This is a genomic window from Streptomyces sp. NPDC033845, assembly GCF_055576225.1.
Map to the genome: position 1 here is coordinate 175,829 of NZ_JBVIRI010000014.1, position 11,715 is coordinate 187,543.

Sequence of the window (11,715 nt, forward strand, 5' to 3'; positions counted from 1 at the left end):
CATGCGCGGTTGGGTTGCCTGGTGTTCATGTGTTGGATGATGATCGGAAAGCCCAAGCGGTACGAACCCGGGAGAAACAGACATGGCGCCCCGTATTCTGCTGGCCCGCCACGGACAGACGGCCTGGTCGCTGTCCGGAAAGCACACGGGACGGACCGACGTCCCGCTCCTGGAGGAGGGGAAGCGCGGGGCGAAGCTGCTCGGCGACCGGCTGGCCCGCGACCCGTGGTCCGGCCTGCCCGGTCTGGAGGTCCGCACCAGCCCGCTGGTCCGCGCCAGCGAGACCTGCGACATCGCCGGGTTCGGCATCCAGGCCGATCCCTGGGACGCGCTGATGGAATGGGACTACGGGGACTACGAGGGGATGACCCCCGCCGAGATCCACGCGGTCCGCCCCGGCTGGCTGATCTGGCGGGACGGCGCGCAGGGCGGGGAGACCGTCGCCGACGTGTCCGCCCGCGCCGACGAGGTCGTCGCCTGGGCCCGCTCGGCCGAACGGGACGTCCTGGTCTTCGCCCACGGCCACATCCTGCGGACCCTGGCCGCCCGCTGGCTCGGCGAGGACGCCTTCTTCGGCTCCCGGATCCGGCTGGACCCCACCTCCCTGTCCATCCTCGGCTGGTCCTACGGGGCCCCCGCGCTGGAACGCTGGAACGACACCGGCCACCTGGACTGACCCGCGGGCGCCGGACCCGTGGCGCTCAGACCTTCTGGACGAGGGTCCGGCGGGCCAGGAACTCGGCCACCCGGGGGGACCGCCGGTGCGGTACGAGCGCCTCGGCGGTGGCCGACAGCATCGACCGGACCCGGGTGGAGCGGACCTCGTCGAGGTGGTCCAGGACCCGGTGCCCCGCCCAGGCCGCCTCGTCCGGGGCGCCGGCCCGGGCCAGGTCCTCGGCGAGCTCGGCGGTGTAGAGGGCCACGTTCCGGGCGAAGTGCGGATCCTGGAGGTCGGCCGCCCGGCGGGCGTGCCGGGCGGCCCGCCGGTGCTCGCCCAGCGCCGCCCAGCAGCGGGACTCCAGCGACTCCAGCTCCGCCTCGCCGAAGAAGGACATCCACTCCGGGTCGGCCGCCGAGGCCCCCCGGGAGAACTGGGTGTGCGCCCGGGTCAGCGCCTCCTCGCAGGCCCGGCGGTCCGCCAGCCCCGCCCAGCCGCCGGCCTCGCGGAGCGAGAGCAGCGACAGCAGCCGTGCCGAGCCCAGGGTGCGGGCCGCCCGCAGGCCCGCCTGGGCGGCCCGGACCGCCTCCCGGGGCCGGCCGCAGTCCCGGGCCAGGAAGGCCGTGTTGCTGAAGGCGTGCGCCTCCAGCGCCGGATCCCCCGACACCCGGGCGGTGGCCAGCGCCTCGGCGTAGTGCGAGCGGGCGTCGTCGAAACGGCCCGAGTCGTGCGCCAGCCAGCCCACCGAGAGGGCCAGTTCCCCGGCGCCCGCGTGCAGCCGGTCCTCGGTGGACTGCCGGGTCGCCCCGGCGTCCAGCAGGGCGTAGGCGGCGCGCAGCGGCTCGGTGGCCCGCCGGTAGAGGGTGTCGGCGCCGTGCCGGTCGTCCAGCAGCCGGATCTGGCGCACCGCCGCCTCCACGGCCACGGCCTCGGACTCGCCGGCCCGGCCGGGCGGCCGCCGCTGGTCCCCGAGGAGGCCGAGGCCGAGGGTGGCGGCGGCCACCGTGGCGGATCCGCCGGCCATGAAGGCGCGCCGCAGCACCTCGCTGTCCTCGCCCGGGCCCCGGCGCGCGGCCGGGACCGGGACCGGGACCGGGACCGGGGCGGGCCGGGCCGACCGGCCGCGCACCGACTCCCGCGGGCTGAACCCGAGATCGGCCAGGGCGCGGCCGGGGAACATGTGGAGGAACACGCGCTCGTACGCGTAGTTGGGGCAGCGGATCTCGCCCGACTCCACGCGGCCGATGTAGCGGGCGTCGCAGGAAACCGTTTCTCCGATTTCCCGGGCCGCCCGGCGCACCATGGCCGCGAACTCGGCCGGGGAGTGCTGCCCGCGCAGGCGCCGGAAAGGCGTGTTGGGCGTGAGCGCGACGGGGGACGACGTCATCGACGTGGCCTCTCTGGCAAGACTGACTGCCGGTGGCCGGTGGGGAACCGGCGCGCACGAACGTACCGCCACCCGATGCCCCACCACACTCGGTTTGGCTACAAAACGGATATCTCACCCGCGATCCGCCATGAACTGCCATCCTTTGCGGCGTCCTGCCGCCGCCACTGTTGACGCCCCCGCGCGTTGAGCCTTGAGGAGCGCTCAAGGAACGCAGGAGGAGGGGTTCCCATGATGGAGGCCGGCATGGACGGCAGCAGCCTCGGCGGAGGCGCACTCGGTACGGCGGTGGGCCTCCCGCCCGGGACCGAGCCCGATCTGGTGACCGTGCCCACCCGCCAGGGGCTGGAGGCGGTGGACATCATCCGCCGGGCCGCGGCCTCCCCGGCCGCCCCCTCACCGGCCGGAGTCGGCCCGGTCCTGCACGACGGCTCCGGCGACACCCTCGGCTTCCTCGTCCCGGCCGGCACCGCCGACGGCTGGGACCTGCCCGGCAGCGCCTGCACCCAGAGCGACGGGCGCGGCATCCGCATCGGCGAGGCCCCCGCCGCCATGGGCACCGGCTGGCTGCTGCCGCCCGAGGCGGGGGACCCGCTCACCGACCCGGCGGTCCTGCGGGCCGCGCTCGGCGAGGCGGCCCGGCTGATCGAGGCCGCGGACAACTGCCGCTGACCGGCGCCCCCGCCACCGCCCGGCCGCCGCGCCGCTGACCAGCCATAATGAGCTGGTGGCGAAGAGCAGACGGCGCGGCGGACGCGAGACCCGGGAGACCTCCGAGACGATCGGCGGCCCGGTGGACGGCGGGCTGGCCGAACTGGCCCCGGACCGGGACCGGCCGCGCGCCTGGACCCTGCTGATCGACGGCGCCCCCCAGTCCCACGTGGACCTCGACGACCCCACCCACCTCGACTTCTCCTACCAGCGGCGGATCGGCCACCTGATCGACCTGGCCGCACCGGCCCGGCAGCCGCTGAACGTGCTCCACCTCGGCGGCGGGGCCTTCACCCTGGCCCGCTACACCGCCGCCACCCGCCCCCGGTCCGCCCAGCAGATCGTGGAGATCGACGCGGGGCTGGTCGCCTTCGTACGACAGCACCTGCCGCTGGACCCGCAGGCCCGGGTCCGGGTCCGGGCGCTGGACGCGCGGGCCGGGCTGGCCAAGGTGCCGGACGGCTGGGCGGACCTGGTGATCGCGGACGTGTTCGGCGGGGCCCGCACCCCGGCCCATCTGACCAGCACCGAGTTCCTCGACGAGGTGCGGCGGACGATGGCGCCCACCGGCTGGTACGCGGCCAACCTCGCGGACGGTCCGCCGCTGACCCATCTGCGGGCCCAGATCGCCACCGCGGCCTCCCGGTTCGAGCGGCTGGCGATGGCCGCGGACCCGGTGGTCTGGCGGGGCAGACGCTTCGGCAACGCGGTCCTGGTGGCGGCCGACGGCGAACTCCCCGTCGCCGAGTTCACCCGCCGGGTCGCCAGCGACCCGCACCCCGGCCGCGTCGAACACGGCCGCCCCCTGGCCGACTTCGCCGGCGGCGCCACCCCCGTCACCGACACCACCGCCACCCGCTCCCCGGCCCCACCGCCCTCCGCCTTCCACTGACGGCGGACCGGGGGGCCGGGGCTCAGTAGTGGTAGCGGGCCTGGGCGATCTCCACGGCCTGGTCTCGCACCCGGTAGACGAGCCGGTGCTCGTCCGTGATCCGCCGGGACCACCACCCTGTGAGGCCCTCCTTGAGGGGCTCGGGCTTTCCGATCCCCTCGAACGGAGTCCGGCTGATCTCCTGGATCAGACGATTGATCCGCTTGAGGATCTTGGGATCCGCCGTGGCCCAGTACGTGTACTGGTTCCAGGCGGCGTCCGAGAAGACGATCTTCACGCAGTGGCTCCTGACGTGTTTTCGTCCTCGCCTTCCTCCAGGATCAGCTCTCTGGCCTGGCCCAGACCGGCGTCCAACTGCTCGATGGACTCCATCAGGATCTGCGCGTTGCGCGGTGACCGCAGCAGGTAGACGGTCTCCTGCCAGGAGCGGAAGTCCTCGGCGGACATCATCACGATGTCGCCGTGCTCGCGCGAGGTGACCTCTATGGGCTGGTGGTCCTCGTTGACCTGCTTGATCAGAGGGTAGAAGCGTTGCCGGGCCTCGTTCGCGGAGATGGGCACGGTATGACCTCCAGATGCGTTCCGAGTCAGGCCGGCAAGCCGTACGGGATTACCGTACCACTTATCAGGACTCCCAGGTTTCGACCAGGGGCGGGTGGTCGTTCCAGGTGCAGAAGACGGATACCTCGCGGCCGTCCCGGGTGAAGGTCACGCGGATCCAGTGCGGCTGTTTCCACACCTGCATCTGCCAGCCCGCCTCCGGGGTCGCCGAGACCAGTTCCCCGACGGGGCCGCCCAGGTCGAAGACCACCCGGCCGCCGTCCACGGTGGTTCCCTCGACCCGGCCGGAGGTCTTGGGGCGGGGCTTGGGGCGGGACTGGGCCCCGGGCCGCGGCGGGGTCTTCGACGGCGGGCGGGAGACGGTCGGGGAGGGCCGGGACGGGCTCGCCGACGGGGAGGCCGCAGGCGTCGGCGAGGGCGGCGGGGCGGGGAGGGTGTCATGGGTGGAGGAGGACAGCGGGCGGCTGACCAGGGGGATCGCCTGCGGCCGGTCGTAGGCCGTGCCGGACATCACCGTGTGCACGCCCCACCAGGACAGGGTCACCGCCGCCCCGGTGGCCAGGGTCCAGGCCAGCGCATGAACAAGTCCTCGTCGCATCAGGCCACATACTGCACCACCCCGTCGAGTACCGGACCGCCACCCCGGCGGGTCCCCCGAATGGCGTACGGTGCCGCCCATGGCAAGTGTGCTCGTGGTCGAGGACGACCAGTTCGTACGTTCCGCTCTGATCCGGCACCTCACCGATGCCTCGCACACCGTGCGGAGCGTGGGGACGGCGCTGGAAGCCCTGCGGGAGGTCGCGCACTTCCGGTTCGACGTGGTGATCCTCGACCTGGGGCTGCCCGACCTGGACGGCGCCGAGGCCCTGAAGATGCTCCGCGGCATCACCGACGTCCCCGTGATCATCGCGACCGCCCGGGACGACGAGGCGGAGATCGTCCGGCTGCTCAACGACGGCGCGGACGACTACCTGACCAAACCCTTCTCGGTGGAGCACCTGTCCGCCCGGATGGCCGCCGTGCTGCGCCGGGCCCGCTCCGCCCCCGGCGCCGAACCGCCCTCCCGGGTGCTGCGGGTCGGCGGCCTCGCCATCGACCCGCTGCGCCGGCAGGCCGAACTGGACGGGTCCGTACTGGACCTCACCCGGCGGGAGTTCGACCTGCTGGCCTTCCTGGCCGGCCGGCCCGGGGTGGTGGTGGCCCGCCGGGAGCTGCTCGCCGAGGTGTGGCAGCAGTCCTACGGCGACGACCAGACCATCGACGTCCACCTCTCCTGGCTCCGCCGGAAACTGGGCGAGACCGCGGCCAGCCCCCGCTATCTGCACACCCTGCGCGGGGTCGGGGTGAAGCTGGAGCCGCCGGCATGAGATGGGCCCTGGTCAAGGTGTGTCTGGCGGTCACCGCGATGGTGGTGGTCGCGTTCGCCGTGCCGCTGGGCCTGGTGGTCCAGGAGATGGCCCGCGACCGGGCCTTCTCCAACGCCGAACGGCAGGCCGCCACCATCGGCCCCACCCTCTCCATCACCACCGACGCGGCCCAGCTGCTGCGGGCCGTGGAGAGCACCGACATGGGCGCGGTGCGCCGGATGTCCGTGCACGTCCCGGCCGTGGACGACGCCCCGGCCGCGACCATCGGGGAGCCGGGCTGGGCGGGCCGGGCGGCCGTGGAGCAGACCCGCCGCGAGGGCTCGGCCCGCACCACCCCGGTGCCGGGCGGCGGTTCGGCGCTGCTCCAGCCCACCGCCCTCGGTTCCGGGGACATCGCCGTGGTCGAGATCCTCGTCCCGGAGAGCGAGGTCAGCAACGGGGTGACCACCGCCTGGCTGGTGCTCGCCGGAGTCGGACTGGCCCTGGTCATCGGCTCGGTGGCGGTCGCCGACCGGCTCGGCGCCCGCATGATCCGTCCGGCGAAACGCCTGGCGGACGCCGCCCAGCAGCTCGGCGAGGGGAAGCTGGGGGCACGGGTGCCGGAGGGCGGGCCCAGGGAACTCCACTCGGCGGCGGTGGCGTTCAACGCCATGGCCGACCAGGTCGTGGAACTCCTCGCCAACGAGCGGGAGCTGGCCGCCGACCTCTCGCACCGGCTGCGCACCCCGCTGACCGTGCTCCGGCTCAACGCGGCCTCGCTGGGCGAGGGCCCGGCCGCCGACCAGACCCGGGCCGCGGTGGAGCAGCTGGAACGGGAGGTGGACACCATCATCCGGACCGCCCGGGAGCAGCGCCCGGCGGCTGCCGCCGGGGCCGCCTCCGGCGCGGCCGGCTGCGACGCCTCGGAGGTGATCCGGGACCGGATGGCGTTCTGGTCGGCACTGGCCGAGGACGAGGGCCGGGAGGTCCGGCTGGCCGGCGTGGACCGGACGGTACGGATCCCGGTGGCGCGCCCGGAGCTGGCGGCGGCGCTGGACGCGATGCTGGGCAACGTGTTCCGGCACACCCCGGAGGGCACCCCCTTCTCGGTGGACGTGCACGACGCGGGGGACGCGGTGATCGTGCTGGTCTCGGACGCGGGCCCCGGCATCGCCGACCCGGACGCGGCGCTGCGGCGCGGCAACGACGGCGGCCGCACCGGCTCCACCGGGCTGGGCCTGGACATCGTCCGGCGGGTGGCCGAGTCCACCGGCGGGGACCTGCGGCTGGGCCGTTCGGTGCTGGGCGGCACCGAGGTCCGGGTGTGGATCGGCCTGGACGGCCGCAGCCGCGGCGGGGACCGGCCGGGCGCCGGCCGGCGGGTCCGCCCGGGCCGCCCCGGGCGTCCGGGCCGCCGCAAACGGCACGGCTGAGGCGCGCCGCGCCCCGCGTCCCGTACCGCGGGTCTGCTGATCGCGGCCGGTGCGGTGGCAGTCTTCCCGGCGGAGGGCCCGCGGGGTCCGCCCGGACGATCCGGTCCGCCACCCCGGCCCGCACCGGGCCGGGCCCGATGGGCGAGCCGCCGTACGCGGACTGGTGGCAAACGTGAAGGGCCCCGGTGCGCTCGCGCGTACCGGGGCCCTTCGACAGGGTGAGTGACGGGACTTGAACCCGCGGCCACCTGGACCACAACCAGGTGCTCTACCAGCTGAGCTACACCCACCATGTCCGGTCGGAATTCCGACCGGCCGAAGAAAAGGGTACAGGGTGTTCGGGGGTGCTCGCGCACCCCTTTTCCCGGTCCTTCCTCCGGGGGCGGTTACTCGGTGGGCAGGACGTGCCTGGCGGCGATCGTCTTCGCGGTGTCCGAGTCGGGTCCGGGCTGCGGCACGAAGACCGCCTCGCGGTAGTAGCGCAGTTCCGCGATGGACTCCCTGATGTCGGCGAGCGCCCGGTGGTTGCCGTTCTTGGGCGGGCTGTTGAAGTAGGCCCGCGGGTACCAGCGGCGCGCCAGTTCCTTGATCGAGGACACGTCCACGATCCGGTAGTGCATCCAGCTCTCCAGCGCGGCCATGTCGCGCAGCAGGAACCCGCGGTCGGTGCCGACCGAGTTCCCGCAGAGCGGGGCCTTGCGGGGTTCCTTGACGTGTTCCCGTACGTAGGCCAGGACCTGGGCCTCGGCGTCCGCGAGGGTGGTGCCCGCGGCCAGTTCGTCGAGGAGCCCGGAGGAGGTGTGCATGGCGCGCACCACCTCGGGCATGGTCTCCAGGGCCGAGTCCGGCGGGCGGATCACGATGTCCACGCCTTCGCCGAGCACGTTGAGCTCCGAGTCGGTGACCAGTGCGGCCACCTCGATAAGTGCGTCGTCCGTCAGCGAGAGCCCGGTCATCTCGCAGTCGATCCACACCATGCGATCGTTCATGCGTCTCACCTTATGCGGAAGGTCCCCGGATCGGTCGTGCACCGATCCGGGGACCTTCGTCACCCATGTCCCGCCACGCGACCCCGGGCGGGGGGTCAGGCGTGTTCGCGCAGGGCCCGCCCGGGGGCGTACAGCTCGGCCACCGAGGGCCCGGTGGCCGCCAGGGCCGCCGCCGCCCGCTGGGGCTGCGGGGTCCGCTGGTGCGGGACCGGTCCGTCGGAGTGCCGGTCCGCCGGGGCCACGTCGCTCTGCGGGCGACGGGCCCGGTAGGCCGAGCGGTAGGCGGCCGGGGAGGACCCCAGCTGCCGCCGGAAGTGCCCGCGCAGCGCGACCGGGGAGCGGAACCCGCAGCGTCCGGCGACCTCGTCGACCGAGTAGTCGGAGGTCTCCAGCAGCCGTTGGGCCTGCAGCACCCGCTGGGTGATCAGCCACTGGAGCGGGGCGCTGCCGGTCAGTGACCGGAACCGGCGGTCGAAGGTGCGCCGGCTCATGTAGGCGCGGGCCGCCAGGGTCTCCACGTCGAACTGCTCGTGGAGGTGCTCCAGGGCCCAGGCCACCACCTCGGCCAGCGGGTCGGCGCCGATCTCCTCCGGCAGCGACCGGTCGAGATAGCGTTCCTGCCCGCCGGTCCGCCGCGGCGGCACGACCAGCCTGCGGGCCAGCGCCCCGGCGGCCTCGCTGCCGTGGTCGGTGCGCACGATGTGCAGGCACAGGTCGATTCCGGCCGCGGTGCCGGCCGAGGTGAGCACGTCACCGTCGTCGACGAACAGCTCGCGCGGGTCCACGTGGACGGACGGGTAGCGCTTGGCGAGCGTCGGCGCGTACATCCAGTGGGTGGTCGCCGGGCGGCCGTCGAGCAGACCGGCCGCGGCCAGCACGAAGGCGCCCGTGCACAGTCCGACGATCCGGGCCCCCTCCTCGTGCGCCAGACGCAGTGCGTCGAGCGCCTCCGGAGGCGGTGGCGATGTGATGGACCGCCAGGCCGGGACGACGACGGTGCCGGCGCGGGCGATCGCCTCCAGACCGTACGGTGCGGTCAGTTCGAGTCCGCCGGTGGTCCGCAGCGGACCGTCCTCCCCGGCGCACACGAGCAGTCGGTAGCGTGGAACTCCCGCGTCCTGCCGGTCAATGCCGAACACGGAGAGTGGAATGGAACTCTCGAAGATCGGTCCGCCGCTGAAGAGCAGCACCGCGACGATTTCCCTGCGGCGGCGCCCCGCGAGTTTCCGGCCGGCGTCCGCGACGACGGCGGTGGAATCCTGGCTCATGGCGCTAAGCCCCCCTTGGGTGTCGCGACTCCTTGGTCTGGTCGCACCTGCACGTATCCCCTCGGCCTTGCACGTGATCCCCCGCCGTAAATACATGATCGAATCTACTGCGTCGCGTGGTGTCGGCGTGACAAGTTCAGCACGCAGCGCTATGTCGACTTGGCAACTTGGCGAAAAGCATTCGATCAGTAAGCGTTCCACTCCGCGACCTTGGGGGGTAGAGCGGCCTATGCCGGTGGCCAGTACCCGACGGGTCAACGGGCCCCCCACGCCCCGTATTCACTGGTGGTGAGGGGGGTGGGGGGACATTCCGGCAGGGGGTGCGTCCGGATGTGAAGTTGGCTGAAAACATGCGGGCGCGGGTGTGCGAACCGGTCAGTCCTGCGGGGTGCCCCCGTTGGCCGTGGCCGCCCCGTGGCAGCCGCGGTGCGCGCCGGCCCCGGTCCGGGAGTGCCGGCCGCGGTGCGCCGCGGGCCCCTGGGCCGGCGATTCCCGGGCGATCGCGAGGGCCAGGGCCGCCCGCTCCGTCTTCTCCGCGTGCCGCAGCATCACCCGGCAGGCCGTGGTGACGGCGGCCAGACCCAGGGTGGCCACGGCCGCCCCGCCGTACGAGGTGCCGTAGACCACCAGGACCACCGGGACCAGCAGGCAGCTGAAGGCGGCCCAGCGCACCACCTCCCCGGCGGGGTCCTCCTGGGCGGGCGGGGCGGGCTTGACGGGGTGGGCCGGACGGACGGGGTGAACCGGGTGGGGTGACACGGCAGTACTCCCTGCGGGGTCTTCCTTCGGCGGTCGGACTCTTGTCCAACGCCCCGCCACCTGGCTCGGTCACTGCGCGCACGGGTGGCTCGTCACTGCCTGTAGGGACCAACCGCCATTGCCAAGGAGGGTCCGCTCCGGCATGCTCCCTGGGACGCTCTCCAAGGGCGGCATGCCCTGTGCAGGACAGGAGTGTCGCCGTACCCTGGTGGGTAAGGGCTTGGGAAGATGCTTCCCGGACTCCAGCTCCGTCACCCTGCGTCGCCAATCCGCCCGATTCCCGAGGATCCAACGCCGAGACAGCCATGGCCGGTCACGAATTCCCCGAACCCGCGGACCGCAAGCACAAGCGCGTCGCCGACTCCCCGTCGGCCGATCTGCGCGCCGCGGAGGACACCCGCCCCCACCCCTGCGATCCGGCCTTCCGGCACGGGGTCGTGGTGGGCTTCGACGGTTCCACTTCCAGTGAACGGGCCCTGGCCTATGCCATCGGCATGGCCCGGCGCTCCGGTTCCGGTCTGATCATCGTGCACGTGGCCAACCGGCTGCCCACCACGGTGTGGGCCGGCTGCGAGCCGCCCGTGTTCGTCGACGTCCCCGACCACCGCACCGAGGTGCTGGGCCTGGAACTGGCCTGCGCCGACTATCTGGCGGAGGTGCCGTGGATCCTGGTCGAGCGCGGCGGGGACATCTGCCACGAGCTGGAGGAGGTGGGCCGGGAGTACTCGGCCGACGCCATCGTGGTGGGCTCCACGCACGGCATCGTGGGCCGGATCTTCGGCTCGGTGGCCGGCCGGCTGGCCAAGCGCGCGCAGCGGCCCGTCGTTGTCATTCCGTAATCGCTCCGTGACCGCTTGACTGCGCATTGTGCGGTTGTGACCCGGTGTGAAGGGTGCATAAAACTCGCTGGGTAGCAGCACATAACTGCAGATCGAAGGGAGCCCCGCCGTGGACAACGACGTCTCTGCGGGAAGCACGGCCTCCATCTCCACCCTGGGGCACCTGGCCCTGGGACTCACCCTTCTCGCGTTCGGAATCGGCCACACCGGAGTCATCGACGGGGTGACCGTGGCCAGTTCCGTACTCCTCGCCATGTACGTCGGCGGCGCCGCCCTCTTCATAGCCGGTCTCCTGGAGTACCGGGGCGGCGACGGGTTCAACGGAACGGCCTTCGCGGGCCTCGGGGTCTTCTGGTTCACCTGGGCCAAGGGGGCCGGTGCGGCGGTGTCCGCGGACGCTGCCGGAACGTTTCTCGTGCTCTTCGCGCTCCTCGCGCTGAGCCTCACCGCCGCCGCCTCGGGCGGCCTGTTCGGGCAGGGCGTCTACGGCCTGCTGACGGTCTCCCTGCTCCTCCTGGCGATCAGCGCCTTCGCCGAGAGCGGGGGCCTCGCCAAGGCCGGCGGCTGGGTCGCCGCCCTCTCGGGCCTGCTCGCCTGGTACGGGGCGACCGCCGCCCTGGCGAACTGGCCGATGGCCCTCGGCAAGTCGCGCCGCGGCGCGGTCGCCGCGGGCTGAGGTCCCGTCCGGCGGGACGGGAACGGCCCCCGCGCACCCTTCGGTGCGCGGGGGCCGTTCCGTGTTCCGGGCCGTCCGCCCGGATCGTCCGTCCGTGCTACTCGACGGTGACGGACTTCGCCAGGTTGCGCGGCTTGTCGATGTCCCGGCCCAGGGCCAGGGCGGTGTGGTACGCCAGCAGCTGGAGCGGGATGCC

14 protein-coding genes and 1 tRNA gene are annotated in these 11,715 nt (G+C 73.4%); 7 read left to right on the forward strand and 8 right to left on the reverse strand.

The genetic code is table 11. The annotated features are described in order from the left end of the window. Positions 1–82 precede the first annotated feature (82 nt). Positions 83–676 carry a histidine phosphatase family protein gene (locus ACZ50K_RS27515; protein ID WP_468907823.1) on the forward strand — a complete coding sequence of 198 codons (594 nt, stop codon included), beginning with the start codon at positions 83–85 and terminating at the stop codon, positions 674–676. 25 nt (positions 677–701) lie between these two features. On the opposite strand, the gene ACZ50K_RS27520 is transcribed toward ACZ50K_RS27515, so the two are convergent. Continuing rightward, on the reverse strand, positions 702–2,045 hold the full coding sequence (locus ACZ50K_RS27520; RefSeq protein ID WP_468907824.1) for a tetratricopeptide repeat protein: 1,344 nt from the start codon (positions 2,043–2,045) through the stop codon (positions 702–704). Between the two features lie 231 nt (positions 2,046–2,276). Here ACZ50K_RS27520 and ACZ50K_RS27525 point away from each other — a divergent pair, with 231 nt between their 5' ends. Both ACZ50K_RS27525 and ACZ50K_RS27530 read left to right on the forward strand, forming a co-directional pair. Further along, positions 2,277–2,717, forward strand: a complete 441-nt coding sequence (locus tag ACZ50K_RS27525; protein WP_468907825.1) for a hypothetical protein — start codon at positions 2,277–2,279, stop codon at positions 2,715–2,717. A 55-nt stretch (positions 2,718–2,772) separates the two neighbouring features. Continuing rightward, positions 2,773–3,648, forward strand: coding sequence for a spermidine synthase (locus ACZ50K_RS27530; protein WP_468907827.1), 876 nt, complete (start codon positions 2,773–2,775; stop codon positions 3,646–3,648). A gap of 22 nt (positions 3,649–3,670) precedes the next feature. Here ACZ50K_RS27530 and ACZ50K_RS27535 read toward each other — a convergent pair whose 3' ends face one another. The 3 genes from ACZ50K_RS27535 to ACZ50K_RS27545 all read right to left on the reverse strand — a co-directional run bounded on the left by ACZ50K_RS27535 (position 3,671) and on the right by ACZ50K_RS27545 (position 4,807). After that, on the reverse strand, positions 3,671–3,925 hold the full coding sequence (locus ACZ50K_RS27535; RefSeq protein WP_468907829.1) for a Txe/YoeB family addiction module toxin: 255 nt from the start codon (positions 3,923–3,925) through the stop codon (positions 3,671–3,673). Next, on the reverse strand, positions 3,922–4,209 hold the full coding sequence (locus ACZ50K_RS27540) for a type II toxin-antitoxin system Phd/YefM family antitoxin (protein ID WP_468907830.1): 288 nt from the start codon (positions 4,207–4,209) through the stop codon (positions 3,922–3,924). The genes ACZ50K_RS27535 and ACZ50K_RS27540 overlap by 4 nt, the downstream gene beginning before the upstream one ends. Positions 4,210–4,273: 64 nt before the next feature. Continuing rightward, complete coding sequence (locus tag ACZ50K_RS27545) at positions 4,274–4,807, reverse strand: hypothetical protein (protein ID WP_468907832.1); 534 nt, start codon at positions 4,805–4,807, stop codon at positions 4,274–4,276. Between the two features lie 79 nt (positions 4,808–4,886). On the opposite strand from ACZ50K_RS27545, the gene ACZ50K_RS27550 reads away from it, so the two are divergent. Both ACZ50K_RS27550 and ACZ50K_RS27555 read left to right on the forward strand, forming a co-directional pair. After that, the gene (locus ACZ50K_RS27550; RefSeq protein WP_468907834.1) at positions 4,887–5,576 is read left to right on the forward strand and encodes a response regulator transcription factor; all 690 of its coding nucleotides are present in this window, start codon (positions 4,887–4,889) and stop codon (positions 5,574–5,576) included. After that, on the forward strand, positions 5,573–6,988 hold the full coding sequence (locus ACZ50K_RS27555) for a HAMP domain-containing sensor histidine kinase (protein WP_468907835.1): 1,416 nt from the start codon (positions 5,573–5,575) through the stop codon (positions 6,986–6,988). The genes ACZ50K_RS27550 and ACZ50K_RS27555 overlap by 4 nt, the downstream gene beginning before the upstream one ends. Before the next feature lie 217 nt (positions 6,989–7,205). Here ACZ50K_RS27555 and ACZ50K_RS27560 read toward each other — a convergent pair. The 4 genes from ACZ50K_RS27560 to ACZ50K_RS27575 form a co-directional block, all read right to left on the reverse strand. Further along, positions 7,206–7,278, reverse strand: a tRNA-His gene (locus ACZ50K_RS27560). A gap of 96 nt (positions 7,279–7,374) precedes the next feature. Then, a complete protein-coding gene (gene orn, locus ACZ50K_RS27565; RefSeq protein WP_468907836.1) occupies positions 7,375–7,977 on the reverse strand; it encodes an oligoribonuclease in 603 nt (200 codons plus the stop codon). A gap of 95 nt (positions 7,978–8,072) precedes the next feature. Beyond that, positions 8,073–9,245, reverse strand: a complete 1,173-nt coding sequence (locus tag ACZ50K_RS27570; protein ID WP_468907837.1) for a helix-turn-helix domain-containing protein — start codon at positions 9,243–9,245, stop codon at positions 8,073–8,075. 375 nt (positions 9,246–9,620) lie between these two features. Beyond that, entirely contained in the window at positions 9,621–10,004 is a 384-nt protein-coding gene (locus ACZ50K_RS27575; protein ID WP_468907839.1) for a hypothetical protein, read from the reverse strand. A gap of 305 nt (positions 10,005–10,309) precedes the next feature. Here ACZ50K_RS27575 and ACZ50K_RS27580 point away from each other — a divergent pair, with 305 nt between their 5' ends. Next, a complete protein-coding gene (locus tag ACZ50K_RS27580; protein WP_468907841.1) occupies positions 10,310–10,843 on the forward strand; it encodes a universal stress protein in 534 nt (177 codons plus the stop codon). A gap of 109 nt (positions 10,844–10,952) precedes the next feature. Next, positions 10,953–11,519 (forward strand): GPR1/FUN34/YaaH family transporter, encoded by a 567-nt coding sequence (locus tag ACZ50K_RS27585; protein ID WP_468907842.1) that lies wholly within the window; start codon positions 10,953–10,955, stop codon positions 11,517–11,519. Positions 11,520–11,715 lie beyond the last annotated feature (196 nt).

What these genes read in the sequence shown, in the direction of transcription:
- ACZ50K_RS27525 (WP_468907825.1), top strand. Translation starts at nt 2,277, where the DNA reads ATGATGGAGGCCGGCATGGACGGCAGCAGCCTCGGCGGAGGCGCACTC.
- ACZ50K_RS27580 (WP_468907841.1), top strand. Translation starts at nt 10,310, where the DNA reads ATGGCCGGTCACGAATTCCCCGAACCCGCGGACCGCAAGCACAAGCGC.
- ACZ50K_RS27520 (WP_468907824.1), bottom strand. Translation starts at nt 2,045, where the DNA reads ATGACGTCGTCCCCCGTCGCGCTCACGCCCAACACGCCTTTCCGGCGC.
- ACZ50K_RS27555 (WP_468907835.1), top strand. Translation starts at nt 5,573, where the DNA reads ATGAGATGGGCCCTGGTCAAGGTGTGTCTGGCGGTCACCGCGATGGTG.
- ACZ50K_RS27545 (WP_468907832.1), bottom strand. Translation starts at nt 4,807, where the DNA reads ATGCGACGAGGACTTGTTCATGCGCTGGCCTGGACCCTGGCCACCGGG.
- ACZ50K_RS27570 (WP_468907837.1), bottom strand. Translation starts at nt 9,245, where the DNA reads ATGAGCCAGGATTCCACCGCCGTCGTCGCGGACGCCGGCCGGAAACTC.
- ACZ50K_RS27515 (WP_468907823.1), top strand. Translation starts at nt 83, where the DNA reads ATGGCGCCCCGTATTCTGCTGGCCCGCCACGGACAGACGGCCTGGTCG.
- ACZ50K_RS27550 (WP_468907834.1), top strand. Translation starts at nt 4,887, where the DNA reads ATGGCAAGTGTGCTCGTGGTCGAGGACGACCAGTTCGTACGTTCCGCT.
- orn (WP_468907836.1), bottom strand. Translation starts at nt 7,977, where the DNA reads ATGAACGATCGCATGGTGTGGATCGACTGCGAGATGACCGGGCTCTCG.